This is a genomic window from Sphingomonas sp. R-74633, assembly GCF_013416555.1.
GTDB lineage: Bacteria > Pseudomonadota > Alphaproteobacteria > Sphingomonadales > Sphingomonadaceae > Sphingomonas.
In genome coordinates this window covers 463,875-487,942 of the sequence record NZ_JACCFG010000003.1, presented here as the reverse complement: position 1 = coordinate 487,942, position 24,068 = coordinate 463,875, and the positions used below count along the sequence as shown (strand labels likewise).

At 67.0% G+C, this 24,068-nt stretch carries 26 protein-coding genes; 15 read left to right on the top strand and 11 right to left on the bottom strand.

Annotated elements, in window-relative coordinates; translation table 11 throughout:
* Positions 1–32: 32 nt before the first annotated feature.
* From HZY97_RS12505 to nadB, 4 genes are all read right to left on the bottom strand, one after another.
* A complete protein-coding gene (locus HZY97_RS12505) occupies positions 33–725 on the bottom strand; it encodes a 2OG-Fe(II) oxygenase (RefSeq protein WP_180144011.1) in 693 nt (230 codons plus the stop codon).
* Positions 726–780: 55 nt separating this feature from the next.
* Positions 781–1,962, bottom strand: coding sequence for a serine hydrolase (locus HZY97_RS12500; protein WP_373684354.1), 1,182 nt, complete (start codon positions 1,960–1,962; stop codon positions 781–783).
* A 160-nt stretch (positions 1,963–2,122) separates the two neighbouring features.
* Positions 2,123–3,511 (bottom strand): hypothetical protein, encoded by a 1,389-nt coding sequence (locus HZY97_RS12495; RefSeq protein WP_180144010.1) that lies wholly within the window; start codon positions 3,509–3,511, stop codon positions 2,123–2,125.
* Between the two features lie 68 nt (positions 3,512–3,579).
* Complete coding sequence (nadB, locus tag HZY97_RS12490) at positions 3,580–5,184, bottom strand: L-aspartate oxidase (RefSeq protein WP_180144009.1); 1,605 nt, start codon at positions 5,182–5,184, stop codon at positions 3,580–3,582.
* A 201-nt stretch (positions 5,185–5,385) separates the two neighbouring features.
* Between nadB and HZY97_RS12485 the strand changes: the two genes are divergently transcribed.
* Positions 5,386–6,156 carry a PHB depolymerase family esterase gene (locus HZY97_RS12485; protein WP_257215028.1) on the top strand — a complete coding sequence of 257 codons (771 nt, stop codon included), beginning with the start codon at positions 5,386–5,388 and terminating at the stop codon, positions 6,154–6,156.
* The gene (locus HZY97_RS12480) at positions 6,156–6,677 is read left to right on the top strand and encodes a hypothetical protein (protein ID WP_180144007.1); all 522 of its coding nucleotides are present in this window, start codon (positions 6,156–6,158) and stop codon (positions 6,675–6,677) included. Before HZY97_RS12485 ends, HZY97_RS12480 begins: the two co-directional genes overlap by 1 nt.
* Here the strand turns inward: HZY97_RS12480 and HZY97_RS12475 are convergent.
* Both HZY97_RS12475 and HZY97_RS12470 read right to left on the bottom strand, forming a co-directional pair.
* Positions 6,674–7,597 (bottom strand): ABC transporter ATP-binding protein, encoded by a 924-nt coding sequence (locus HZY97_RS12475; protein WP_180144006.1) that lies wholly within the window; start codon positions 7,595–7,597, stop codon positions 6,674–6,676. The genes HZY97_RS12480 and HZY97_RS12475 overlap by 4 nt on opposite strands.
* Before the next feature lie 40 nt (positions 7,598–7,637).
* Positions 7,638–8,732, bottom strand: a complete 1,095-nt coding sequence (locus HZY97_RS12470; protein WP_180144005.1) for a sensor histidine kinase — start codon at positions 8,730–8,732, stop codon at positions 7,638–7,640.
* 87 nt (positions 8,733–8,819) lie between these two features.
* Here HZY97_RS12470 and HZY97_RS12465 point away from each other — a divergent pair, with 87 nt between their 5' ends.
* From HZY97_RS12465 to HZY97_RS12445, 5 genes are read left to right on the top strand one after another with little or no spacing between them, the layout of a single operon-like run.
* Positions 8,820–9,053: a zinc-finger domain-containing protein gene (locus tag HZY97_RS12465; RefSeq protein WP_180144003.1), complete on the top strand. Its 234-nt coding sequence runs from the start codon at positions 8,820–8,822 to the stop codon at positions 9,051–9,053.
* A gap of 18 nt (positions 9,054–9,071) precedes the next feature.
* Complete coding sequence (gene tldD / locus HZY97_RS12460; RefSeq protein ID WP_180144001.1) at positions 9,072–10,499, top strand: metalloprotease TldD; 1,428 nt, start codon at positions 9,072–9,074, stop codon at positions 10,497–10,499.
* Positions 10,496–10,999: a type II CAAX prenyl endopeptidase Rce1 family protein gene (locus tag HZY97_RS12455; protein WP_180143999.1), complete on the top strand. Its 504-nt coding sequence runs from the start codon at positions 10,496–10,498 to the stop codon at positions 10,997–10,999. The genes tldD and HZY97_RS12455 overlap by 4 nt, the downstream gene beginning before the upstream one ends.
* A gap of 10 nt (positions 11,000–11,009) precedes the next feature.
* Complete coding sequence (locus HZY97_RS12450) at positions 11,010–11,942, top strand: DUF5996 family protein (RefSeq protein WP_180143997.1); 933 nt, start codon at positions 11,010–11,012, stop codon at positions 11,940–11,942.
* On the top strand, positions 11,942–12,145 hold the full coding sequence (locus HZY97_RS12445; protein ID WP_180143995.1) for a DUF2007 domain-containing protein: 204 nt from the start codon (positions 11,942–11,944) through the stop codon (positions 12,143–12,145). Before HZY97_RS12450 ends, HZY97_RS12445 begins: the two co-directional genes overlap by 1 nt.
* Here the strand turns inward: HZY97_RS12445 and HZY97_RS12440 are convergent.
* The gene (locus HZY97_RS12440; protein ID WP_180143994.1) at positions 12,142–12,741 is read right to left on the bottom strand and encodes a TetR/AcrR family transcriptional regulator; all 600 of its coding nucleotides are present in this window, start codon (positions 12,739–12,741) and stop codon (positions 12,142–12,144) included. The genes HZY97_RS12445 and HZY97_RS12440 overlap by 4 nt on opposite strands.
* 61 nt (positions 12,742–12,802) lie before the next feature.
* Between HZY97_RS12440 and HZY97_RS12435 the strand changes: the two genes are divergently transcribed.
* The 6 genes from HZY97_RS12435 to HZY97_RS12410 all read left to right on the top strand — a co-directional run bounded on the left by HZY97_RS12435 (position 12,803) and on the right by HZY97_RS12410 (position 18,146).
* Positions 12,803–13,417: a glutathione binding-like protein gene (locus tag HZY97_RS12435; RefSeq protein WP_180143992.1), complete on the top strand. Its 615-nt coding sequence runs from the start codon at positions 12,803–12,805 to the stop codon at positions 13,415–13,417.
* Between the two features lie 123 nt (positions 13,418–13,540).
* Positions 13,541–14,704 (top strand): lycopene beta-cyclase CrtY, encoded by a 1,164-nt coding sequence (gene crtY / locus HZY97_RS12430; protein WP_180143990.1) that lies wholly within the window; start codon positions 13,541–13,543, stop codon positions 14,702–14,704.
* Positions 14,701–16,179, top strand: coding sequence for a phytoene desaturase (locus tag HZY97_RS12425; RefSeq protein WP_180143988.1), 1,479 nt, complete (start codon positions 14,701–14,703; stop codon positions 16,177–16,179). The genes crtY and HZY97_RS12425 overlap by 4 nt, the downstream gene beginning before the upstream one ends.
* Positions 16,176–16,619, top strand: coding sequence for a T6SS immunity protein Tdi1 domain-containing protein (locus HZY97_RS12420; protein WP_180143986.1), 444 nt, complete (start codon positions 16,176–16,178; stop codon positions 16,617–16,619). The genes HZY97_RS12425 and HZY97_RS12420 overlap by 4 nt, the downstream gene beginning before the upstream one ends.
* 4 nt (positions 16,620–16,623) lie before the next feature.
* A complete protein-coding gene (locus HZY97_RS12415) occupies positions 16,624–17,205 on the top strand; it encodes a TIGR00730 family Rossman fold protein (protein ID WP_180143985.1) in 582 nt (193 codons plus the stop codon).
* Positions 17,202–18,146, top strand: coding sequence for a phytoene/squalene synthase family protein (locus HZY97_RS12410; RefSeq protein ID WP_180143983.1), 945 nt, complete (start codon positions 17,202–17,204; stop codon positions 18,144–18,146). Before HZY97_RS12415 ends, HZY97_RS12410 begins: the two co-directional genes overlap by 4 nt.
* Here the strand turns inward: HZY97_RS12410 and HZY97_RS12405 are convergent.
* Together HZY97_RS12405 and HZY97_RS12400 are read right to left on the bottom strand one after the other, a co-directional pair.
* Positions 18,143–18,487, bottom strand: a complete 345-nt coding sequence (locus HZY97_RS12405) for a hypothetical protein (protein WP_180143980.1) — start codon at positions 18,485–18,487, stop codon at positions 18,143–18,145. The two genes, HZY97_RS12410 and HZY97_RS12405, sit on opposite strands and share 4 nt — an antisense overlap.
* 57 nt (positions 18,488–18,544) lie before the next feature.
* Positions 18,545–18,784, bottom strand: coding sequence for a hypothetical protein (locus HZY97_RS12400; protein ID WP_180143978.1), 240 nt, complete (start codon positions 18,782–18,784; stop codon positions 18,545–18,547).
* Positions 18,785–18,865: 81 nt separating this feature from the next.
* Between HZY97_RS12400 and HZY97_RS12395 the strand changes: the two genes are divergently transcribed.
* Both HZY97_RS12395 and HZY97_RS12390 read left to right on the top strand, forming a co-directional pair.
* A complete protein-coding gene (locus HZY97_RS12395; RefSeq protein ID WP_257215027.1) occupies positions 18,866–20,692 on the top strand; it encodes an ABC transporter ATP-binding protein/permease in 1,827 nt (608 codons plus the stop codon).
* Positions 20,693–20,702: 10 nt separating this feature from the next.
* A complete protein-coding gene (locus tag HZY97_RS12390; protein ID WP_373684353.1) occupies positions 20,703–21,620 on the top strand; it encodes an alpha/beta fold hydrolase in 918 nt (305 codons plus the stop codon).
* On the opposite strand, the gene HZY97_RS12385 is transcribed toward HZY97_RS12390, so the two are convergent.
* Complete coding sequence (locus HZY97_RS12385; RefSeq protein WP_180143974.1) at positions 21,617–22,489, bottom strand: hypothetical protein; 873 nt, start codon at positions 22,487–22,489, stop codon at positions 21,617–21,619. The genes HZY97_RS12390 and HZY97_RS12385 overlap by 4 nt on opposite strands.
* A gap of 64 nt (positions 22,490–22,553) precedes the next feature.
* Positions 22,554–24,011, bottom strand: coding sequence for an ATP-binding protein (locus HZY97_RS12380; RefSeq protein WP_180143972.1), 1,458 nt, complete (start codon positions 24,009–24,011; stop codon positions 22,554–22,556).
* Positions 24,012–24,068: the final 57 nt, after the last annotated feature.

Genomic DNA, 24,068 nt, shown 5'->3' with positions numbered 1-24,068 from the left:
TCCGGCGAATTCATTTCGGACGCGAGTCGAGATTACACCGAATCATGAAGTATCAGCCCGAGCACATGGCGTTGCCCGGACCGCATTTCGCTGACGCCATGACGCATATTGACGCGGTAGTCGCCCCGGCTGCCGCGCACCGGGCGCTGGTGGACGGCGAACACCACGGCGTCGCCCTGCCGGAGCGGAACGACCGCGGCGCGCGATTGCATGCGCGGGCGCTGCTCGGTCAGCACGAACTCGCCACCGGTGAAGTCGCGCGCGGGCTCGGAAAGCAGCACGGCAAGCTGGAGCGGAAAGACATGCTCGCCGTACAGATCCTGATGCAGGCAATTATAGTCGCCCGGCCCGTAGCGAAGTAGCAGCGGCGTAGGGCGAGTCTGGCCGGCTTCGTGGCAGCGCTTCAGGAAGTCGCCATGCGCCGGCGGGAAGCGGTGCGCGATCCCCATCCGGTGGTGCCAGAGATTGGCAATGGCGGCGAGTGGCGGATAGAGCCCGGCCCGGAGCGCGGCGACGGTCTCGGGCAGCGGATAGGCGAAGTAGCGATATTCGCCGCGCCCGAAGCCGTGCCGCGCCATCACCACCCGGCTGCGAAAGCCGGTCTCGGCGTCATAGAGCGCTGCGGTGTCGGCGCATTGGGTGGGGGAGAGCAGCCCGGGCAGCACGGCCCAGCCCTGCGCGTCAAGCGATGCGGCGATCGCGGTCCAGTCGAAACGGTCAAGCATGGATGCTCGCTAGCGTGGGCACGGCGCCCGCGCCTTCCGCCGCTTGCGCTCGAACTTATTTGCCGGCGGTGAAGGCCTTCCACGCGGGATCGGCGCTGTCCTGCACCCGCGGCCCCGAGACATGGTTGGCGACGATTGCCTGCGCCACCGCCTGCATCAGCAACTGGCGCTCGCGCACCGGGCGGCGGGTGTCGCCGATCATCACGGCCAGCGCATAGGCCTTGCCGTCCGGCGCGGTGAGGATGCCGACATCGTTGAAGCCGGCAGTGCGCGCGCCCAAATCCTGGCCGGTGCCGGTCTTATGGCCATAGACCCAGCCGGCGGGCACGGCGCCGTGCACGCGGGCGCGGCCGGTCTTGGCGCCGTCCATCGTGGAGATCAGCCAGGCGGTAGAATTGGGCGAAAGCAGTTCGCCGCGCTTCAGCCGGGCGAGCGCGACCGAGATGCCGGCGGCGGCGGCGCCGTCGGGCGGATCCTTCACATAGGCTTCATAGGCGGAGAGGCGCACGGCGGGGGACAGGCGCGAGCGGGCGATAGCAAAGGCGTTGCCCATCGAATATTCAGGCCGCCACGCCAGTCCCGCAGTGCCGGCCTGGAGCAGCTTCTCGCCGGGGCCGAAGCGCACGCCGCCAATGCCCTTGCGCGCCAGGAAGCTGCGGATGGCATCGGGCCCGCCGACCAGTCGGAGCAGCTTGTCGTTGCAGGTATTGTCACTCATCTGCATCGCACGGCGGACGATCTCGCCCACGGTCGCGGTGTAGCCGACATCGCCCTTCACCAGCGCCGCGATCGGCTGGTGGAACAGCGTGAAATCGGCCTTGGTGATGGTGATCGGGTCCTCGAGCCGGATGCGGCCCTGATCGACCGCGTCGAGCACGGTCATCGTCACCCAAAGCTTGGAGACACTCTGCTGCGGCATGGGCCGGGCGGCATCGTTCGACGTGACGATCCAGCCGTCCTGCACGCTGGTCACCGCCACGCCGACCAGGCCGTCGAAATTGCGGGTGATGCCGTCGATCGCATTTGCCAGCCCCTGGGGGGCGGGCGCAGTCGGCTTCCAGCTGGGCGTGGCGGCCTTGGCGCTGTCGCCCCAGGGAAGCATCAGACTCACGCCGGCGGGCAGATAGGAAGCGAGCGAAGGGTCCCCGTGCACGGTGCAGCCGACCAGCAGCGCCGGGCCAAGACCCGCTACCGTTACTGCCCGTTGAATTGCCGAGAAGTCCTCGAACTTAAACACTTTAACTCAGACCCCTTGCCCAAAACGACAATGGTGCGGATGCGCGCGCCGGGAAAGTCCGCGCGGGCTGCGTTGCGACGAATGAATGTCTTGTAGCGGTGAAGCGTGAACGCGGGGAGAACGCACACCGCTTTTGCGGTGAAACGCAGCAGCTCGGCGATCAGTTTCCGCCGGCTTCGAGCCAGGTCTGCAGCGTAGGTGCGTTGGGATCGGGCGTGCAGCTGCCGGCGCGGCGGAGCACGCATCCGGGCGCATCGGTGATGCCCGGTGCGGCACAGCTCTCCAACACATAGTCGCGCGGCAGTTCGCCGAGATGCGTCTGCGGGGTGACTACCACATCGAAGGCGCCCGCCCGGCGCCTGGCCTCTTCGGGCGTGGTCAGCACATAGATCGGCGTGGCACGGCGATAGAGTGCATAGGATCCCGCCACCGTGTCACGCGGGCGGTATAGCGCCAGCCCGCAGGTCTTGCCCGGCCGGCCGGCTTTTTCCAGCGCCTCGGCCAGATCGGCTTCCATCGACCAGTTGGGCCGGAAATTGCCGTTCGCGAGCACCGCGGAGGCGCCGCCCCACACCGTCAGTGCGGCCAGGGTCGCCAGCACCAGCCTTTGGCGCGGCACTCGGCGGAGCAGGTCGGCGCTGCCGATCGCCGCCAGGATCACCAGCAGTGCAGTGCTCGCCAGCACGAAGCGATATTCCTTGTGCCCGATCAGCGAATGCACCGCGAGATGGACCAACGCGATCCACAGGAGCGCCGGGTAGCGCTTCGCGCCGATCCAGGCGAGCAGCAGGATCGGCACCATCGCGAGATACCAATACCAGGCGATCAGCGAGAAATAGCCGGTGAACGGCATCGTGCCATAGGCTTGGGCACGACCCTCGAGGATGTTGATCCGCGCCGCCTCGATCATCCAGCGGAACGGCACTGCGCCCATCGCGAGATTGGCGAGCGCATCGATCGCCAGCGCGCCGCAGCCGCCCGCCACCAGCGGCAGCCAGGCGCCGCGCCAGTCCTTGCGTGCGGTCAGGATCGCCAGGGTGAGCAGCGCCGGCGCATACTGGATGCGCGCGACGAAGCAGAGCCCCATCAGCAGTCCGGCAATGGCGAACTGGCGCGGCCCGGGCTTGCTCTGGGCAAGCAGCAGCCAGATCGCGCCCATCAACAGTGCCAGCCCGATCGGCTCGGACAGCGCGCGCGGGGCGAAATAGACCAGCTCGAACCAGGTCGCTGCGACAAAGCCGGCGAGGATCCCATGGAGCCGCGACAGCCTCAGCCCCAGTGACACCGCCGCGCCGACGATCACCAGCGACAGCGCCGCCAGCGTCAGCCGCACGAGCAGCAGATGCAGCGTGGTATCGGGCGAAAGCGCATGGCCGATCCCCATCGGCACGCTCAGCAGCTCGGGGATCAGCCAGCTGCGCAGTCCTGCGCGATAGTCCCAGGTCTGCACCCAGGACCCCGCGACCAGATGCCATGCGGGCTCGAGATATTGCCAGATCTCGTCGAACCAGTTGACCATGAACGGCAATGCGGCGACCGCGCGCAGCACCGCCGCCAGCAGGATGGACGACCAGAAGACGCGCTTCGCGCTTAGGCCCCAGAAGATCCGCTTTGCAGTCAGGGCACCAGCACCGTGTCGATCGCCTCGGGCAGCGTCTCGGGATAGTCGAGATTATAGTGGAGCCCGCGGCTCTCCTTGCGGTGGAGCGCCGAGCGGACGATGAGGTCGGCGCTCTCCAGCAGGTTGCGCAGCTCGATCAGGTCCGGGGTCACGCGGAAATGGCCATAATAGTCCGCCACTTCGTCACGCAGCATCTTGATCCGGTGCGCCGCGCGCTCGAGCCGCTTGGTCGTCCGTACGATACCGACATAATTCCACATGAAGCGGCGGATCTCGGTCCAGTTCTGCTTGATCACCACTTCCTCGTCGGAATCGGCGACGCGACTCTCGTCCCAGGCGCGGATCGCCGGCGGCGGCGCCAGCTCGCTCCAATGCGCAGTGATGTGGTTGGCCACCGCCTCACCGAACACGAAGCATTCGAGCAGCGAGTTGGAGGCGAGGCGATTGGCGCCGTGCAGCCCAGACTGGCTGACTTCGCCGGCGGCATATAGGTTGGGCAGGTCGGTGCGCCCGTCGCGATCGATCACCACGCCGCCACAGGTATAATGCTGGGCGGGGACGACCGGGATCGGCTCCTTGGTCATGTCGATATCGAGATCGAGCAGCCGGGCATGGATCGTCGGGAAGTGATGCTTCACGAACTCCGCGCCCATGTGACTGATGTCGAGATGGACATAGTCGAGGCCGAGCCGCTTGATCTCATGATCGATCGCGCGCGCCACGATGTCGCGCGGCGCCAGCTCGGCGCGCGGATCGAACTCGGGCATGAAGCGCTTGCCCGCTTCCTCGCCGGCATCGGGCGGGAGCAGCAGCCGCCCGCCTTCGCCGCGCACCGCCTCGGTGATCAGGAAGTTCTTGACCTCGAGATTGTAGAGGCAGGTCGGGTGGAACTGCATCATCTCCATGTTCGAGATGCGGCAGCCCGCGCGCCAGGCCATGGCGATGCCGTCGCCGGTCGCGCCGCGCGGCGCGGTCGAGAAGAGATAGGTCCGCCCCGCACCGCCCGTCGCCAGCACCGTGGCGTGTGCAGTGAACAGTTCCACTCGGTTGGTCTGGCGGTTGAAGGCATAGACGCCCCAGACATTGCCCGCGCCCGAATAGCGCTCCTCGTGCCGGCTGGTCGCGAGGTCGATCACTACTTGATCGGGGACGAGCGTGATGTTCGGATTGGCCTGCGCCGCCTTGAGCAGGGCGGTCTGCACCGCCAGCCCGGTCGCGTCGTCGACATGGACGATACGGCGATGGCTGTGCCCGCCCTCGCGGGTGAGGTGCAGCGCGCCGCCCTCGGTGTTAAACGGCACGCCAAGTTCGGCGAGCCGGCGGATCGCGGCCGGGGCATTCTCGACGACCATCTCCACCGTGGCGCGGTCATTGAGCCCGGCGCCGGCGATCATCGTGTCCTCGATATGGCTCTCGAACGTGTCGCCCGGCTCGAGCACCGCGGCAATGCCGCCCTGCGCCCAGGCGGTCGAGCCCTCGGCGAACCCGCCCTTGGCGAGCACGGTCACCTTGAAATGCTGGGCAAGGTTGAGGGCGGCGGTGAGCCCGGCCGCGCCTGATCCGATGACGAGGACGTCGCTGCTATGGGGGTCTTGCGCCATGTCTCTTCCGCTGGTTCGTCCCCGGACTAGGCGCTAGGCAGGGGTGCTGGCAACGGGGAGAGAGACATGCGCCGCCAAAGCCTGGGTTTAGTCGTTGCCGTTTTGGCAGTGCTTTGGGGTGCTCCGGCCGCCGCCAAGGGCTGCGCGCTCGGCGCCGTCGGGCAAACGGTGCAGCTGACCGTGGGCGATAGCGGCCGCACTATGATGTTGCATCTGCCAAGCGGCCTCGCACGCTCGAAACCAGCGCCGCTGGTTCTGCTGCTCCATGGCAGCGGCGGCACCGGCCGGCAGATGCTCGAAGCCTCGAAACTTGCGGATGCGGCCAATCGTCACGGCTTCATCGTCGCCGCGCCCGATGCCGGCATCCCGGTGCAGAAGGGGTTTGTCTGGAACATCCCCGGCGTGCCTAGCGTCACCGGCAAGGTTCCTGGCCCCGGCGACGCAGATGATGTCGCGTTCCTCGGCAAGCTGGTGGACTGGCTCGCCGCCAATCGCTGCATCGACCCCGCGCGCGTCTATGCCACCGGCCTGTCGGGCGGCGGGCGGATGAGCAGCTGGCTCGGCTGCGTCGCCGCCGATCGCTTCGCGGCGATCGCTCCGGTTGTGGGTCTTCGCGCCGGCAATCCGCTGGCGAGCAATCCGCGTGTTCCCGATCCCGCGACCTGCAACCCCTCACGCCCGATGCCGGTGATCGCCTTTGCCGGCGATGCAGACAAGACCAACCCGATCCAGGGCGGCGGCGCCGGCTATTGGCAATATACGATGGCGACGGCGCTCTCCCGCTGGGCCGATCTCGACCTGTGCCGCGCCGGCCCGCTGCAGCGCGACTTGGACGATAAGCTATACGAAGTCCGCTATTTGAACTGCCGTGCCGGCACCGAAGTGATCGGCCGGATCACTCGTGGCGCCGGCCATGTCTGGACGGCGGACAATGACGCGATGTGGGTTTTCTTCGCCAGGCACCGCCGCTGATGAACGAGGCCCGTCGCGCCGAGCTCAAGGCCCGCCGAACCGCGCTTCTGGAGGAAACCGCCCGGCTCGACCGGATCAGTCGCCGCGCCGAATATGTCCGCATGGTCCCGATCCTGTCCGCGCTCGAGGACTCGGGAGAGGCATATGACAGCCATGGCTATCGCGCGCTGCACGGTTGCTTCAACGAATGGGCGCACGATCCGCGCGTCTACGCGATGCGCGAGCATACCCATGCAAAGCTGCCGCCCGATTCGGTGGCGCGCAATGCGGTGATTCTCGCCCGGCTTGGCGAGCATCTTGGCGAAGGCGAACCGGCCACGGTCATCCTGCGAAGAGAGGAGCTGGTGCTGACCCTCACCCTGGCCGTGCTGGCCCGGCACCTCGATACGCTGTTCGACAATGCCCGCAGCGACTGGCTGGCCTTTGTCGCCCCGCCCGCCGACTGGATCATCGCCACCCATCATGTCGATGCGCTCGAACTGAGCCAGATCGTCACCGGCGTGCTGATGGAGCACCCCTAGGCGTTCGCCGCCCGCGTCAGGTTAAGGAACACATCTTCAAGGTCCGCCTCGCGGGTCGAGACATCGACAATGCCGAGCCCCGCGCCCTGCACCGCGCCGAGCACCTCGCCGGCATTCGCCTGGTCCTTGCGATAGGTGATCACGAGGGTGCGCTCACCCTTCATCTCGACCTTTTGGAAACAGGCATTGGCCGGCGGCGCGCCTATGTCACGATCGACAGTCACTTCGACCACCTTCTCCTGCGCCATGCCCACCAGCTCGCGGGTCGGCTTGTTGGCGATCAGCTTGCCGTGGTTGATGATCGCGATCCGGTCGCAGAGCTGCTCGGCTTCCTCGAGATAGTGGGTGGTCAGCACCACCGTCACGCCGCGCTCGTTCAAGGTGCGAACATAGGCCCAGAGCTGCTGGCGCAACTCGACGTCGACGCCTGCGGTCGGCTCGTCGAGCACCAGCACTGGCGGCGAATGGACCATCGCCTTGGCGACCATCAGCCGGCGCTTCATGCCCCCCGAGAGCGTGCGCGAATAGGCATCGGCCTTGTCCTCCAGATGCACTGCGCGCAGCAATTCCATCGCGTCGAACCTGCCCTTGGCGACACCGTAGAGGCCGGCCTGGATCTCCAGCGTCTCCTTCGGCGTGAAGAAGGGATCGAAGATGATCTCCTGGTTGACGATGCCGATGCTCGCCTTGGCATTGCGCGGGTGCGCGTCGATGTCGAAACCCCAGATGTCGACCTTGCCGTCGGTCTTGTTGACCAGCCCCGCCAGGATGTTGATCAGCGTCGACTTGCCGGCGCCATTGGGGCCGAGCAGCCCGAAGATCTGCCCGCGCGGCACGTCGAACGTCACGCCGTCGAGCGCGCGCTTGCCGCCCTGGTAGGTCTTGCAGAGATTGTCGATCGCAATGGCCGCTTGAGTCATGGCTTTGCGCATATCGCGTCGCGGCGCGCCGGCAAAGGCCTCAAGCAGCGTCGCGCAGCGGATCGGGCGTTGTGATCGGCAGCCGGATCGTCGCGCGATAGCCTTGGTCGATGGCCCCGCTCTCGAGCGAGGCGGCATCGCCATAGAGCATTTCCAGCCGCGCATGGGTGTTGGCCAATCCGATGCCATGGCCCTCCCGGCCGGGATGCGCTGCGTTCTCGCCCTCGCTGCGATTTTCCACCGTCAGCACCAGCATCTCGCCATCCCGGTCCGCGCGAATCGCGATCTCGCTCGCGCCGGACATCGCCTCGACGCCATATTTGATCGCGTTCTCGACCAGCGGCTGAAGCAGGAAGCTCGGCACCGGCACCGCGGCGAGCTCCGCCGCCATGTCCATGGCGATCTCCAGCCGCGCGCCGAAGCGAGCGCCTTCGATCTCGAGATAGCGCTCCACCGTCTCCAGTTCCTCGGCGAGCGGCAATTGCTGGGTTTCGACGTCCATCGACGCCTGGAGGAAGTTGGCCAGCCCCTCGGTCATGGCGTTCGCCTCCGCCGCGCGGCCGGTCATGATCAGGCTCGACACGACGTTGAGCGAATTGCACAGGAAATGCGGGTTGAGCTGCAGCCGCAACATGATGAGCCGGGCCTCCAGCCGGGCCACCTCGGCCTCGGCCAGTGCGCGCTCGCGTTCGCGAATCCTGCGGATCGTGCCCGCGATGACGAAGAGCGAGAGGTTGCAGGCGTCGATCAGGAAATAGATGGTGCTGACCAGCAGCAATGATTGGGCGGAGTGATCGGGCAGGCGCGTCGCCAGGAATTCATGCGTGGTGAATTGCCCGGCGTAATCGGCCGCCATCTGGAGCACGCTCGTTACCGTCAGCACCGCCAGCCCGGCGGGAAGCGTCAGCCACATGCTTTTGCCAATGGCCCAGCGCAGCGCGGCATAGGGCAAGGCGACCAGCACCATCGCAGCGATCGTGCCCCATAGCAGGGTGACCCATTCGCCGAACCCGACCAGCTGCCCGGAGAAGATCATGCCCGGGACGATCACGGACAGAACCGCAGCCCATAACACCATGCTCAGCTGCACGGCCTGTTTCCCAGTCGGGGCGACGATGTCCAGTCTATGTGCCATAGTGTGATGCAATACTAACACACGCATGTGATGCGCAACCCATGCCGAGCGTTGCGAGGGGGCTGCGCGCTTGCTATCGGGCGACTCATGACCGCGCACCTGCCCGAGACCATCCGCACCGCTTCCGCCCGAGTCGCCTGTGACGGCACCGGCCCCGGCCTTCCCGCCGCACTGGGCCACCCGCGCGTATTCCTGCAGATCGATGAGCATGGCTATGTCGATTGCGGCTATTGCGACCGCCGCTTCATCCTGATCGGCGGCCCGGCCGATGGCGCCGACCAGTCGCAGCTCCCGGATCATCCGGCTGGCGCGAGCATCTAAACGTCCTATATCGTCGGGATGAGCATTCCCTCCGATCCGCGCAGCTATATCTATCGCGACTCGCTCGATCCCGAGACCGCCGCGAAGCTCACCGCCGAAGCGCTGGCCAGCGCCGAGGATGGCGAACTCTATCTCCAATATCGCAAGACCGAGGCGTTCGGCTTCGACGATGGCCGGCTGAAGACCGCCTCGTTCGACACGCAGTCGGGCTTCGGCCTGCGCGCTGTGTCGGGTGAGACCACCGCCTTCGCGCATGCCAATGAGATCAGTCCCGCCGCGATCCGTCGCGCTGCCGAGACGATGGCGCTGATCGAACCGGGCAAGGCCGGCAAGGCGCCGCCACCCCAGGGCAATAACCGCCATCTCTATACGCACCAGGACCCGCTCGACCTGGTGCCCTTCGCCGACAAGGTGAACCTCTGCCAGTCGATCGACGCCGCCGCGCGCGCCCGCGATCCGCGCGTCGCGCAGGTCTCGGTCGGGCTCACCGGCTCATGGAGCGTGGTCGAGATCGTTCGTCCCGACGGCTTCATCGCCACCGATGTCCGCCCGCTGGTTCGCCTGAATGTCAGCATCGTCGTCGAGCAGAATGGCCGGCGCGAGACGGGCAGCTTCGGCCTTGGCGGCCGCACGCTCTATGACAATCTGTTCGAGCCGGAGACCTGGAATCGCGCGATCGACGAGGCGCTGGCCCAGGCGCTGGTCAATCTCGACGCGGTCGATGCCCCCGCCGGCGACATGACGGTGCTGTGCGGCCCCGGCTGGCCCGGTGTGCTGCTCCACGAAGCGGTCGGGCATGGCCTCGAAGGCGATTTCAACCGCAAGGGCACCAGTGCTTTCTCGGGCCGCATCGGCGAGCGCGTCGCCGCGCCCGGCGTCACCGTGGTCGATGACGGCTCGCTGATGGATCGCCGCGGCTCACTGTCGATCGACGACGAGGGCACACCGACCCGCGAGACCATCCTGATCGAGGATGGCATCCTAAAGGGCTATATGCAGGACCGGTTGAATGCCCGGCTGATGGGCGTCGAGCCCACCGGCAATGGCCGCCGCGAATCATTCCAGCACGCCCCGATGCCGCGCATGACCAACACCTTCATGAAGGGCGGCAAGGACGACCCCGCCGAGCTGCTTGCCCGCGTCAAGAAGGGCATCTTCGCCAAATCGTTCGGCGGCGGGCAGGTCGATATCGTCTCGGGCAAGTTCGTCTTCTCGTGCACCGAGGCCTATCTGATCGAGAACGGCAAGCTCGGCGCCCCGATCAAGGGCGCGACGCTGATCGGTGACGGGCCGACCGTCCTCAACAAGGTTACCGGCACCGGCAACGACTTCGCGCTCGACGAAGGCGTCGGCATGTGCGGCAAGGGCGGGCAGAGCGTACCGGCCGGCGTCGGCCAGCCGACCTTGCTGGTGGATGGACTGACGGTGGGCGGCACGGCCGCGTGAACCGGGCGGGGCGTCGCCTGCACGCGGCGCTCACCACCTGGCCCGATTCGCGCGGCTGGAGGGTAGTCGCGCGCGAGCTGCTCTGGGGCCTTTCTCTTATTGCGGTGCTCGCCTTCGTCACTGGGCTGGCCCGGTTCGATCCGATGCCATTTGATGTGCGCTGGCTCGGCTTCTTCTTCGGCTTGATGTTCGTGCCCGCCCTGGGCGAGGAACTGGTCTTCCGCGCGTTGCTCGTCCCGCCGCCCCATCAGCCGTTTCCAGCATGGCAGTGGGCGCTGGCGATCGCGATCTTCGTCGCTTGGCACCCCTTCCAGGCACTAACCTTCGGTCCGCCCTGGTCGGAAATCTTCCTCGATTGGCGCTTCCTGACCATCGCCGCGGCGCTCGGCGCGCTGCTCGTCCGCCTCTACCGCGCGACCGGCAGCATCTGGCCTTGCGTCGCCACGCACTGGCTCATGGTTGCGGCGTGGAAGCTGTTGTTCGCCGGGCCGATCGGCTAGAGGCAAGGTCATGATCCAGGCGCTTCCCCCGCTCGACTGGTCCCACTGGCGCGAGACCGCCCAGCATCTCCATTTGATCACCCAGATCGTCGGCAAGGTCCGCCTCGCCCAGACGCCGTGGCTCAACCATAGCTGGCATGTGGTGCTCTATCCCACCGCCTGGGGCCTCACCACCGGCCCGGTCCCTTGCACGGAGGCGACGCTTCAGCTCGATCTCGACCTGCTCGCCGGCGAGCTTCGCCTCTCGACCGATACCGGCGGCGAGGCGAGCCTGCCGCTCGGCGCAGGCAGCATCGCAGATTTCCATGCCGCGCTGATGGCCGCGCTCACTGCGCTCGGCACCCCGGTCGAGATCAACGGCACGCCGAGCGAAATCCCCGACGCATTGCCCTTTGCCGAAGACACTGCCGAGCGCCCTTGGGACGGCGAGGCGGTGCGCGATTTCCACCGGGCGCTGCTCTGGGTCGACCGGGTGTTCCAGCAATTCCGCACCGGCTTCCTTGGCAAGGCGAGCCCGGTCCATTTCTTCTGGGGCAGCTTCGACCTTGCGGTCACCCGCTTCTCGGGCAGAGTCGCGCCGAAGCATCCCGGCGGCTTCCCCGGGCTGCCCGATGCGGTGACCTGCGAGGCCTATAGCCATGAGGAAGCCAGCGCAGGCTTCTGGCCGGGTACCGATGCGTTCCCCAAGGCGGCCTTCTACGCTTATGGCTATCCGGCCCCCGCGGGATATGCCGACGCCAGTGTCCCGGCACCTGCCTATTTCGACACCGGTCTCGGCGAATGGCTGCTCGACTATGACTCGGTCCGCGCTGCGGAAGACCCCAAGGCGATGCTGCTCGGCTTCCTCCATGCCACCTATGATGCCGCCGCCGACCTCGGCAAATGGGACCGCGCCCATCTCGAATGCACGCCCGGCGTGCCGCGCAAGCCAAGGATCGTCTGATGGCATTGGTCGAGATCGGCCGGTTCGACCGGCAGGAAGCGTTCATCGTCCAAGGCCGGCTGGAGGATGAGGACATCCCCAGCTTCGTGTTCGATGCGGGCACCAGCATCGCCGACGGCTCGTATCTGCTCATCCCCGTCCGCGTGATGGTCGATGACGAGGACGTGGAGCGCGCGCTCGAGATCCTCCGCGCGGTCGGCTAGCCGAGCAGCAGCGCGGTCGCCTTCTTGCCGATCGCGATCAGATCGGCGCGCGGCGTGCCGGCGCGGGCGCGGGTACTCAGCGAGTGGATCACGGAGGAGGCGATCTGCGCGTCGCCCAGCGGATCCTTGCTGCCCGCCTGCGTCATCAGCTTCTCGATCCACCCGTCCTGCAGCGCGACGAACGCTGCCAGCGCGGCGCGAATGTCAGGATCGCTAACCGCCTCGGTCGCCGCGGTGTTGACCGCGATGCAGCCCGACGGGCCGTCCTCGCCGGTCAGGAAGCCTTCGAGCGACCCGAGGAACAGCGCCTTTAGCATCTTCTCCATCGGATAATCGACGGCGTAGAGCGCGGCGAATGTCGCATCGACGCTGGCATGGGTGCGGGCGAGCCCGGCCAGGTACAGCGCCTTCTTGTCGCCGAACGCGGCATAAAGGCTCGGCCGGTTCACGCCGGTCGCCTCGGCCAGGTCATCGAGCGAAGTGTTCGAATAGCCGAGCGTGCGGAAGCGCTGGAGCGCGGCGCGCAGCACCGCTTCCTCGTCGAACTTGCGCGGCCGACCACGCCCTCGCGGCGCTATTTTTGTATCGTTTCGCATTAAATTCCTTGACCGACTCAATTTTGTGCGAGATCGTACAAAAATACAAGGGAGACTCGCCATGAAGCTCTATTTCACCCCCTTCGCCTGCTCGCTCGCGGCGCGAATCGCGCTGGAAGAGGCCGGGCTCGACGCCGAATATGTCCAGGTGCCCAAGGATCTGCGCCTGCCCGACGGGCGCGATTTCACCGAGATCTCGCCAATGGGCTATGTCCCCGCGATCGAGACTGCGAACGGCTTCGTGCTCACCGAAGGGCCGGCAGTGCTCACCTATATCGCCGAGTTGGCGCCCGAGGGCTCGCTGAGCTTCACCGGTTTTTCCGACGCGCATTACCGGATGCTCGCCTGGCTGAATTTCATCAGCACCGAGCTGCACAAGGCGGTCTACATGCCGATCCTCGGCAAGGTCTATGGCGAGGCCGACCAGGCTGCCGCGCGTGCCCGCCACGCCAAGCCGTTCGCGGTGCTGTCGAAGCATCTTGAGGGCCGCGAATTTCTCGACGATCGCTTCACCGTGGCCGATGCCTATCTGCTCGCGGTGCTCAACTGGTCCGAGTTCAGCAAGGTGCCGATCGCCGATTGGCCGGTGCTCTCGGCATACCGGGAGCGGCTGCGCGCCCGCCCGGCAGTGGCGCGCGCAATGGCGGCCGAATGGCCCCTCCTCAAGGCCGCCTGACCCTATCGCAAGCTCCGGGCGCGGCCGCATCATCGCCGCTCCCGCCACACCTGCCCCTTCCGTCTCGTACGGAAGGGGCATTTTTGTTGGAATCGCGCGAATCGCTGGGTTAGGCCTAGGACCATGCCCGCCACCCTCTCCTGCGATGTCGCGATTGTCGGAGGCGGGCTTGCCGGCGGACTGATCGCGCTGGCGCTGCGCAGGCGCCGTCCCGATGTCGATGTCCGCATCATCGAGGGCGGCAGCCGGATCGGCGGCAACCATCTCTGGTCCTTCTTTGCCAGCGATGTCGCACCTGCCGATCGCTGGCTCACCGCGCCACTGATCTGCCATGGCTGGCGTAGCTATGACGTCGCCTTTCCCGAACTGACGCGCACGCTGCGCCAGGGCTATTATTCGATCGAGTCCCGGCGCCTCGACCAGGTCGTCCGCGCCGATATGCCTGAAGATGCAGTGATGACGCGGCGCAAGGTTCTCGCCGCCAGCCCCAACGCCGTCGTCCTCGCCGATGGCGACCGGATCGAGGCCAAGGGCGTGATCGATTGCCGTGGCCCGGCGGACATGAGCGCGCTCCATTGCGGCTGGCAGAAATTCTATGGCCGCGAGCTGCAACTGGCCGAAGCGCATGGGTTGGAGCGTCCGATAATCATGGACGCCAAGGTCGAGCAGCTCGATGGCTATCGTTTCGTCTACGCACTGCCCTTCGATGCCTGTCGCGTCTTCGTCGAAGACACTTATTACAGCGACACCCCCGATCTCGATCCGGCCGTTCTGGGAAACCGGATCGAGGGCTATGCCAAATCGCGCGGCTGGCACGTCGATCGCATCGTCCGCGAGGAAGGCGGCGCGCTGCCCGTGGTGATGGGCGGCGACTTTGAAGCCTATTGGCAGGCCGGCGGCAACAAGGTCGCGAAGGCCGGCAGCCGCGCCGGGCTCTTTCACCCACTCACCAGCTATGCGCTGCCCGACGCAGTGCGCACCGCCACGCTCGTCGCCGCTGCGAGCGACCTGAGCGGCGCGGCGCTCCACCGCCTTCTCCACGATTTCGCACGATCGACATGGCGCCGCCGCCGCTTCTACCGCATGCTCGCCGCCATGTTATTCAAGGCCGCCGAACCCCAGGAGCGTTACCGTATTCTCCAGCGTTTCTATCACCTCGATCCCCAGCTGATCGGGCGTTTCTATGCCGGGCATTCCACTTTGTTCGACCAGCTCCGCCTCGTCTCGGGCAAGCCGCCAGTGCCGATAGGCCGCGCCGTCTCGGCGATCCGGGAGTCGTTCAAGTGAAGCGCGCCGCAGTGGTCGGCGCCGGCATAGGCGGGCTTGCGCTCGCGATCCGGCTGCAATCGGCGGGCGTCGATACCGTGGTACTCGAGGCGCGCGACAAGCCGGGCGGCCGCGCTTATTATTGGGAGAAGGATGGCTTCACCTTCGATGCCGGCCCCACCGTGATCACTGCGCCCGATACGCTGGAGGAGCTGTGGCAGCTTTCCGGCCACCGCATGTCGGACGACGTGATGCTCAAACCCGTCACGCCCTTTTACCAGCTCTCCTGGCCCGACGGCACGCGCTTCAACTATTCCAATGACGATCACGCGCTCGCCGCCGAGATCGCCCGGCTCGAGCCGCAGGATGTCGCCGGCTATGGCCGCTTCCTGGAATATGCCGCCAACGTCTATCAGGAAGGCTATGTGAAGCTCGGCCATGTCGCGTTCCAGGACGTGATGTCGATGGTCCGCGCCGCGCCTGCACTGGCGAAATATGGCGCCTGGCGCTCGGTCTATTCAAAGGTCGCCAGCTTCATCCGCAACGAGAAGCTGCGCCAGGCCTTCTCGTTCCACACGCTGCTGGTCGGCGGAAACCCGATGACCGCGAGTTCGATCTACGCGCTGATCCACCAGTTGGAGCGCAAGGGAGGCGTCTGGTGGGCCGAGGGCGGCACCAACCAGCTGATCGCCGGTATGGTCCGCCATTTCGAGCGGCTGGGCGGCACGCTCCGGCTCGGCGATCCGGTGGCGCGCATCGATACGCTCGGCGATCTCGTCACCGGCGTGCGGACGATGGGCGGCTATGAGCTGCAGGTCGATGCCGTCGCCTGCAACGCCGATGTGGTGCACAGCTACCGCGACCTGTTGAAGGGCTCGCGCTCCAGCCAGCGCGCGGCGCAGAGCCTGCAGCGCAAGCGCTTCTCGCCCTCGCTGTTCGTCGTCCATTTCGGCCTGCGCGGGACCTTCCCGAACATCCCGCACCATTCGATCCTGTTCGGCCCGCGCTATCAGGGGCTGCTCGAGGACATCTTCGACAATGGCGTGCTGAGCGAGGATTTCTCGCTCTATCTCCATCACCCCAGCGCGAGCGATCCCGCAATGGCGCCCGAGGGCCATTCGACTTTCTATGCGCTTTGCCCGGTGCCGCATCTCGGCAAGTTCCCCGCCGACTGGAGCGAGGTCGGCCCGATCCTCGAGGAGCGGATCCTCGCCGAAGTCCAGCGCCGGCTGATCCCCGATCTCAAGGACCGGATCGTCACGAAGTTCAGCTACGCCCCGCCTGATTTCCGCGATGACCTCGCCGCGCATCTCGGCTCGGCGTTCAGCCTCGAGCCGATCCTCACCCAGAGCGCCTGGTTCCGCACGCATAATCGCGACGATGCGATCGACAATCTCTTCTTCGTCGGCGCCGGCACGCACCCGGGCGCGGGCATCCCGGGTGTGGTCGGCAGCGCTAAGGCGACCGCGGGGCTGATGCTTGGAGACGGCAAGTGACCGTTACGCTGGTCGAAGCTGTCCGCGACGGGTGGGGCTGGCAGGGCATCGATCCGGAAGCGGTTCTGGCGGTCAGCCCTTTCGGGCATCTGATCGTATGCGACCAGGCGGGAGCCTTCTGGTATCTCGATCCTGAATTGCGTTCGCTGGAGCGCATCGCCTCGGATGAAGCGGGGCTGTTCGCGTATATGAACGATCCCGAGGTGCGCGAGGTCTGGCTTGCGGAGGCCTTGGTCGAGCGTGCGCGCGCCGCGATAGGCCCGCCGGGTGAGGGGCGCTGCTATTCGCTGTCGATCCCCGCCTTGCTCCGCGGCGACTATGCCTCCAATGACTTCTGGCATCCTCCGGTAAACGAGCTGATCGGCGCGATGGGCGATATCGAGCGCCAGACACGCGATCTTCCGGACGGCAGCGTGGTGAAATTGAAGGTCAAGGATTGAAGTGATGAAGCGCGTCGCAGTCTATTGCGGTTCGGCCACCCCGGCCGATCCCGTCTATATCGAGGCCGCGCGCCATGTCGGCCGCACGCTGGCCGAGCGCGGCATCGGCGTCGTCTATGGCGGCGGTAAGCTCGGGCTGATGGGCGCGGTGGCGGATTCGGCTTTGGAAGCCGGCGGCGAAGTGATCGGCATCATCCCCGAGCTGCTGGTCAATGCCGAAGTCGCGCATCGCGGCTGCACCGAGCTCCAGGTCGTCGGCACGATGCACGAGCGCAAGGCGCGCTTCACCGAACTGTCGGACGGGTTCATCAACCTGCCCGGCGGCACCGGCACGATGGATGAATTGTGGGAGGCGCTGAGCTGGGCCCAGCTCGGCTATCACAGTGACCCGGTCGGCCTGCTCAACATCGCCGGCTATTACGACAAGCTCGTCGATTTCTGGGAGCATATGGGCAAGGTCGGCTTTGTCCGCCCGCAGCACCAGAACATGCTGATCGTCGATACCACGCTGGAGGGGCTGCTCGACAAGATGGCGGCGGCCCAGCCGATCGAGACGATCGTCCGCATGAAGCGCGACGATCTGTGAGCGGGCTGCTTCCTTCGCGCGCCGCGCTCGTCGCGACCGCGCAGGAAGCGATTGCGCGCGGCTCAGGCAGCTTCGCGGCTGCCAGCAAATTGTTCGACCGCAAGACCCGCGAGCGTGCGTGGCTGCTCTATGCCTGGTGCCGCGCCTGTGACGATCTCGCCGATGGGCAGGATCACGGGCATGAGGGAGGCGAGGCCGATGCCCAGGCCGGCCTCGAGCGGATGCGCCTGCTCACCGAGGCGGCCCTGGCCGGCCAGTGGGTCGGCGATCCCGCCTTCGACGCACTACGCATCGTCGCGGCCGAAGCGAACCTGCCGCACCGCTATATCCGCGACGTGCTCGAGGGTTTTGCGCTTGATGCTGCCGAATGGGGACCGCGTCACGAGAGCGACCTCTACGTCTATTGCTATCATGTCGCCGGCGCGGTTGGCTGCCTGATGGCAGTGATCATGGGCGTTTCGCCCGACGATGAAGCGACGCTCGACCGGGCCTGCGACCTCGGCATCGCCTTCCAGCTTGCCAATATCGCCCGCGACATTGAGGCCGACGACCGGATGGGGCGTTGCTATCTGCCCCAGGACTGGCTGACCGAGATGGACATTCCGCCCGGCCAGCATGTGAAGCCGCCCTTCCGCCAGCGCCTCGCCGTGCTCGCGGGCCGGCTCACGGCTGGCGCTGCCGACTATGCCGAGAGTGCGCGAGCCGGCACCCCGGCGCTGGGTTTCCGCTCGGCTTGGGCAGTGCTCGCCGCCGCCGGTATCTATGGCGACATCGCGAAGAAGGTCAGCGCGCGCGGCGAACATGCCTGGGATCACCGGGTCGCGACCTCGGGGCTGGAGAAGCTGCGCTGGATTGCCCGCTCCTGGTGGCAGGCGCTGCGCCGCAAGGGCCTCTATCCGCCCGCCCCGCGTGATCCCGAGCTCTGGACGCGCCCGCGCTAGGCCGGGCGCGCGATCCCCGAGACGACCACGCCCGCCAGGAACGGTGCCGCCACCGCCGCGATCTGCATCCACAACGGGTGTGGGCTCATCAGGCTGGTCGACAGTGCATAGCCGATCGCGATCAGTGCGATGATCCAACCGCTTACCGGCCACGCGCCAACGCGCACCGCTGCGACTCCGCCGGCTAGCGCACCCAATGCCCAGCCGCCCACGGTCGCTGCCTGGGGCGTGTCTGCGATGAAATCGTCAGGAAGCGCTAAACGGGAGCCCAGCCAATTGACGCAAAATATGACGGCGACGCCCACGACCAGACCGATCGCCAACCCAAGCAGCTGCTTCATCCCGCTTCCCCCGGAACAGTTTCGCATCTGCAACATAATTGAAACGCGAGCCCGGCGCTAGCGGCCTTTGCCGTCCGTTTTCGAGGCAGCCTGGCGCGCCATTTCGGGGGTCTGGCGCTGGCAGGCGCCGGCAATCACCGGATATTCGAGGTCGGTGTTGCGCTGTAACACATCGGCCATCGCCTCCTGGCAGGTGGCATAGCTGGTATAGCGCACCGGCTCGACGCGCGCCTGCTTGCAGTCGAGATTGTCGTCGCTGCAGCCCATGATCGCCAGCAGATAGAAGACCTGATCCATCGCCGCCTCCTTCAAAGGTTAACAACGGGCAGGGCGGTCAAGCGTTGCATCCCGGCGCCGGACGCCCCAAATTTAGCGGCAATGGCTTCCAAACCCGATGCACCCGCCGGCGAGCGCCCGATGCTCGCAACGCTGCGGCGTTTCCTCCCCTATCTCTGGCCGCGCCACGCGCCCGGCCTGCGCGCGCGTATCGTCGTCGCGATGCTGCTCGTGCTGTGTTCGAAGCTCGTCCAGGTCTTCGGCGCGCCCTTCGCGCTCCAGGGCGCGATCGACGGGATGGCGGGTGGCTCGCGCGATGCGGTGTGGTTCGTCATCGCGCTCGTCGCCGGCTATGCCGCCGCCCGGCTCGGCACCGTCCTGTTCGACAATCTGCGCAACGCCGTGTTCGAGCGAGTGGGGCAGGACGCGACGCGCCGCCTCGCCGCCGATGTATTCCGCCATCTCCACCAGCTGAGCCTGCGCTTCCATCTCGAGCGGCGCACCGGCGCGGTCACCAAGACGGTCGAGCGCGGCACCAAGAGCATCGATACGATGCTCTATTTCCTCTTGTTCAACATCGCCCCGACGATCCTCGAGCTCGCGCTGGTGATCGGCATCTTCGCCGTGAAGTTCAACTGGTGGCTGATCGCCGGCACTGTGGCGATGGTCGTGGTCTATATCGGCTTCACCCGCATGGTGACCGACTGGCGTTCGAAGCTGCGCGAGAAGATGAACGACCTCGACACCGGTGCGGTCGCGCACGCGGTGGATTCGCTGCTCAACTTCGAGACGGTGAAGTATTTCAACGCCGAGGAGCGCGAGGCCACCCGCTACGAGAACGCCGTCACGGCCTATGCCAAGGCGGCGACCACCAGCGAGAACAGCCTCGCCTGGCTCAATATCGGCCAGTCGGTGATTACCAACACGATGCTCGGCGCGGGCATGGCGCTGATCGTTTATGGCTGGTCGCAGGCGCGCTTCACGCCGGGCGACGTGATGCTGGTATCGACTTTGCTCAGCCAGCTCTTCCGCCCGCTCGACATGCTCGGCTGGGTCTATCGCACGATCCGCCAGGGCGTGATCGACATGGGTGCGATGTTCGACCTACTCGACAGTGCCGCCGAAGTGAAGGACGCGCCCGACGCCACGCCGCTCGCCGTCGATCGCGGTCATGTCCGCTTCGAGGGCGTGCATTTCGGCTATGATCCCGACCGCGAGATTCTGAAGGGCATCGATTTGGACATCCCGGCGGGTGCCACCGTCGCGGTGGTCGGCCCCTCCGGCGCCGGCAAGTCGACGCTCGCGCGGCTGATGTACCGCTTCTACGATGTCACCGGCGGGCGCATCACGATCGACGGGCAGGATATCCGCGACCTCACCCAATCGTCGCTGCGCGGTTCGATCGGCATCGTCCCGCAGGACACGGTGCTGTTCAACGACACGATCGGCTACAACATCGCCTATGGCCGCGAGGGCGCGGGCGCCGAGGAGATCGCGAGTGCCGCGCGCGGCGCCGCGATTGCTGGCTTCATCCAGTCGCTTCCGGAGGGATTCGAGACGCGTGTCGGCGAGCGCGGCCTCAAGCTGTCCGGCGGCGAGAAGCAGCGCGTCGCGATCGCGCGGACGTTGGTCAAGAACCCGCCGATCCTGATCCTCGACGAAGCGACCAGCGCGCTCGACAGCCGGACCGAGGCGGACATCCAGGCCACCCTAGAAGCCATCGAGCATGGCCGCACGACGATCGTCATCGCGCACCGCCTCTCCACCGTTGTCCATGCCGACCGGATCATCGTGCTTGAAGCCGGCCGCGTCGCCGAGCAGGGCACGCACGCGCAGCTCTTGCGCAAGAACGGTCTCTATGCCGAGATGTGGGCGCGGCAGGCGCAGGAGCGTGAGGCCGAAGGCGGCGAGGAAGTCCCCGCCGAATAAGGAGGGGCATGTGATCTGGTTCGTGGTTGCGCTGGCAGTGGTGATCGGCGCGCTGATCCTCTGGTCGGCCTATGTCTCGCGCGGCGTCGAGCGCTGGATCCCGATGGACGGCAGGCAGGTCGAAGTACCGGGCGTGCGCATCCATTATGTCGAGATGGGCCCGGCCGATGCGCCTGCGATCGTGATGATCCACGGCATCATGAGCCAGCTGCGCGTCTTCAGCTACGCGCTGGCCGGCAAGCTCGCCACCGATCGCCGCGTCATCGTCATGGACCGCCCCGGCTGGGGCTATTCGACGCTCACCGGCCCGCGGCTCGACATCCCCGGCCAGGCCGATGCCATCGCCGCTGCGATCCGCGCGCTGGAGCTGGAGAAGCCGCTGCTCGTCGGCCATTCGATGGGCGGCGCGGTCAGCCTGGCGCTGGCGCTGCGCCACCCGCAAGCGGTGCGCGGCCTCGGCCTGATCGCGCCCTATACCCAGCCGGTCGACACCCCGCCCGAGCCCCTGAAGAGCCTGGTCGTCCCCGCGCCGCTACGCCCGCTGATCGCCTGGACGATCGCGGTGCCGCTGGCGATGCGCCGGGGCAAGGCTTCCACGGTTGCGGTGTTCGCGCCCGATCCGGTGCCCGAGGATTTTCCGATCAAGGCCGGCGGCGCGCTCGCGATCCGGCCCAGGAGCTTCGAGATGGGTTGCTACGAGCTTGGCATGGCGCCCGAGGTGATGCAGGCGCAGGCCCCGCGCTATGGCGAGATCGCGCTGCCGGTCTCGATCCTCTATGGCCGCCAGGACGCGCTGCTCGACCCCGAGCTGCACGGCGGCAAGACCGCGTCGGACGTACAGAACGGCAAGGTCGACTATCTCGACGGCGGCCATATGCTCCCGGTGACGCATATCGACGCCACCGAGGCGTGGTTGCGGACGCTCTAGCGGCAGCTCAGCGTCACGGTCTTCGCCGGCTTGTCGAACAGGATCGACGAGCAGCCGGCCAGCGCATCGCGGCCGATCTCCACGAAGTAGCGCTGCTTGCCCTTGGCCTTGGCGCCGGTGACGACGATCTCGTCGGGATCGACCTCGGGCGCATTAGCGTCGGGGATCGCCGCAGCGCTGCCGAAGTCGCCGGTACGCACGAAGATCCGATCGAGCGCGAGCGGCCCGACGCCGAGCGGCCGCGCCAGCGTCATCCGGCGCACCGGCCGCATCACGTCGAGCCGAATCTTCATCGTCTCGCTCGCCCCATCGAACTTGCCGTCCTGCGCTGCGGCGATCGCAGCGCCTGCCGCCGCCGTCGCGATCGTCCGGGTGCGGGCGAGGGCGAACAGGATCCGCACCTTCTGCGCGGCGACCATGATTTCGCTGCCCATGCCCAGATAGCCGAAATCGGCGAGCGGCAGCACGACGCTGCGCTCGCCCGGCGCCGCTTCACGCAGGACGAAGCGGACACGGTCATCGGGGAGCCCGCCCGGCCCGATCGTGCCGTCGGCATCGCTGGCATAGGGCGCCTCGAACCAGGTCACGCGCCGCTTGAACGCGCCTTGCCCCAGGTCGAGCCGCACCACCGCCGAGCGGCCGTTGACCTTGACCGGCCCGATCGCGCCACGTGTCGCGAACGGCCCGGCGCGCAGCCCGGCCTTCGCCGCGAAATCGGGATTGAACACCGGCATCGATGGCGCGCCGGGATCGATGCGCAGCCGCGCCGGACTGCCCTGGATCGTTGCCGGCACGGGCGTATCGGCGATCACGCGCTCGCTGTTGTCGGCGACGAGCAGGAACATGGCGGCAAGCACAAAGGATTTCATCTGGGCCCTCCCTTGGCCTCAGCCTCCTGCGCGATGGCGGCGGGAGAATGGCCGAAACCCGGCCTCAGCCGATCTCCGCCGGCTGGGTCGTCCAGCCCAGTCGCGGGATCGTGATCGAGCGCTTCCCCGACAGGTCGGTGCGCGTCACGAACAGCTCCTTGCTCTCGATATATTGGAGCAGCCGGCGCACGCGCCCCAACGACGAGGTGCCATAGGTCGCGGCGATCTCGCCGTCGCTCGGGCAGGGGGCGGCCTCGCGTGCGGCGCGGGCGACGAGCAGGAACGGCCCCAGCATGTCGTCGGGCAGCGCGCGCGCCGCCTCGAGCGCCTGCGCCCATTCCGCGTCGGGATCGCCGTGAATGCCCGCGCGCGCTGCCGACAGCCGACGGACAAAGGCGGAGAGGTCGAGCGGGGGCCGCGCAAGGCCGACCATCCGGCAGCGCACCAGAAAATCCTGATAGAGCACCGAAGGCGAGCGGAAGCTGGTCTCGGTATCCGCCACGATGTCGCGCAGCACATCGGCGATCTTTGCCGCGGCTTCCTCGGGATCAACCTCGGGTACTTCTTCGCGTGCCGGTGCCGAGCGGGCGAGCGCCTCGAGCAGCCGGTCCGATGCGAGCTGCGGCGGCGCGGCGGGTGTGGGCGGCGTCGGCGGCGTCCATTCGGGCTCGGCCGGAGCGAGCAGCAAATCCTTCAGCTCGGCCGAGGGCGCCTCGGGCAGAGGCGTCAGCTTGGGGCTGCCGCTGCGCGCGCTGGTCTCGACCGCGCCGATCTGCACCGAGATCGGCCGGCGCGACACCGCCGGGCCGAGCGCCAGGAAATGGCCCCGCGCCAGATCGCGGATCGCCTCGGCCTGGCGGCGCTCCATGCCGAGCAGGTCGGCGGCGCGCGCCATGTCGATGTCGAGAAAGGTGCGCCCCATCAGGAAGTTCGAGGCCTCGGCCGCGACATTCTTGGCGAGCTTGGCCAGCCGCTGCGTGGCGATCACCCCGGCAAGCCCGCGCTTGCGCCCGCGACACATCAAATTGGTCATCGCGCTGAGCGAGGCCCGCCGCACATCCTCGGCCACTTCGCCGCCGCCCGAGGGCGCGAACAGCTGCGCCTCGTCGACCACGACCAGCGCCGGATACCAATGGTCGCGCGGCGCATCGAACATCGCATTGAGGAACGCCGCGGCGCATTTCATCTGCCCCTCGGCCTCGAGCCCCTCCAGGCTGAGCACCACCGAGGCGCGATGCTCGCGGATCCGGGTGGCGAAGCGGGCGATCTCGCGCTCGCTATAGTCGGCCGCCTCGATGGCGATATGGCCATATTTGTCGCTGAGCGTGACGAAGTCGCCCTCGGGATCGATGATCACCTGCTGGACATGGCCGGCGCTGCGCTCGAGCAGGCGGCGCAGCAGATGCGACTTGCCCGACCCCGAATTGCCCTGGACGAGCAAACGCGTCGCCAGCAGCTCCTCGAGGTCCATGGTGACGGAATCCCCCTTGCCGTCCACCCCCATGTCTACGCGCACCGTCATCCGCTCCGCTTTGGCCGATGGCGGGGGCGGGGGGAAGCTCGGTTCGCCGAAAAGCTG

What these genes read in the sequence shown, in the direction of transcription:
- HZY97_RS12505 (WP_180144011.1), bottom strand. Translation starts at nt 725, where the DNA reads ATGCTTGACCGTTTCGACTGGACCGCGATCGCCGCATCGCTTGACGCG.
- nadB (WP_180144009.1), bottom strand. Translation starts at nt 5,184, where the DNA reads ATGGCGCAAGACCCCCATAGCAGCGACGTCCTCGTCATCGGATCAGGC.
- HZY97_RS12485 (WP_257215028.1), top strand. Translation starts at nt 5,386, where the DNA reads ATGATGTTGCATCTGCCAAGCGGCCTCGCACGCTCGAAACCAGCGCCG.
- HZY97_RS12480 (WP_180144007.1), top strand. Translation starts at nt 6,156, where the DNA reads ATGAACGAGGCCCGTCGCGCCGAGCTCAAGGCCCGCCGAACCGCGCTT.
- HZY97_RS12475 (WP_180144006.1), bottom strand. Translation starts at nt 7,597, where the DNA reads ATGACTCAAGCGGCCATTGCGATCGACAATCTCTGCAAGACCTACCAG.
- HZY97_RS12470 (WP_180144005.1), bottom strand. Translation starts at nt 8,732, where the DNA reads ATGGCACATAGACTGGACATCGTCGCCCCGACTGGGAAACAGGCCGTG.
- HZY97_RS12465 (WP_180144003.1), top strand. Translation starts at nt 8,820, where the DNA reads ATGACCGCGCACCTGCCCGAGACCATCCGCACCGCTTCCGCCCGAGTC.
- tldD (WP_180144001.1), top strand. Translation starts at nt 9,072, where the DNA reads ATGAGCATTCCCTCCGATCCGCGCAGCTATATCTATCGCGACTCGCTC.
- HZY97_RS12450 (WP_180143997.1), top strand. Translation starts at nt 11,010, where the DNA reads ATGATCCAGGCGCTTCCCCCGCTCGACTGGTCCCACTGGCGCGAGACC.
- HZY97_RS12445 (WP_180143995.1), top strand. Translation starts at nt 11,942, where the DNA reads ATGGCATTGGTCGAGATCGGCCGGTTCGACCGGCAGGAAGCGTTCATC.
- HZY97_RS12440 (WP_180143994.1), bottom strand. Translation starts at nt 12,741, where the DNA reads ATGCGAAACGATACAAAAATAGCGCCGCGAGGGCGTGGTCGGCCGCGC.
- HZY97_RS12435 (WP_180143992.1), top strand. Translation starts at nt 12,803, where the DNA reads ATGAAGCTCTATTTCACCCCCTTCGCCTGCTCGCTCGCGGCGCGAATC.
- crtY (WP_180143990.1), top strand. Translation starts at nt 13,541, where the DNA reads ATGCCCGCCACCCTCTCCTGCGATGTCGCGATTGTCGGAGGCGGGCTT.
- HZY97_RS12415 (WP_180143985.1), top strand. Translation starts at nt 16,624, where the DNA reads ATGAAGCGCGTCGCAGTCTATTGCGGTTCGGCCACCCCGGCCGATCCC.
- HZY97_RS12405 (WP_180143980.1), bottom strand. Translation starts at nt 18,487, where the DNA reads ATGAAGCAGCTGCTTGGGTTGGCGATCGGTCTGGTCGTGGGCGTCGCC.
- HZY97_RS12400 (WP_180143978.1), bottom strand. Translation starts at nt 18,784, where the DNA reads ATGGATCAGGTCTTCTATCTGCTGGCGATCATGGGCTGCAGCGACGAC.
- HZY97_RS12395 (WP_257215027.1), top strand. Translation starts at nt 18,866, where the DNA reads ATGGCTTCCAAACCCGATGCACCCGCCGGCGAGCGCCCGATGCTCGCA.
- HZY97_RS12385 (WP_180143974.1), bottom strand. Translation starts at nt 22,489, where the DNA reads ATGAAATCCTTTGTGCTTGCCGCCATGTTCCTGCTCGTCGCCGACAAC.
- HZY97_RS12380 (WP_180143972.1), bottom strand. Translation starts at nt 24,011, where the DNA reads ATGACGGTGCGCGTAGACATGGGGGTGGACGGCAAGGGGGATTCCGTC.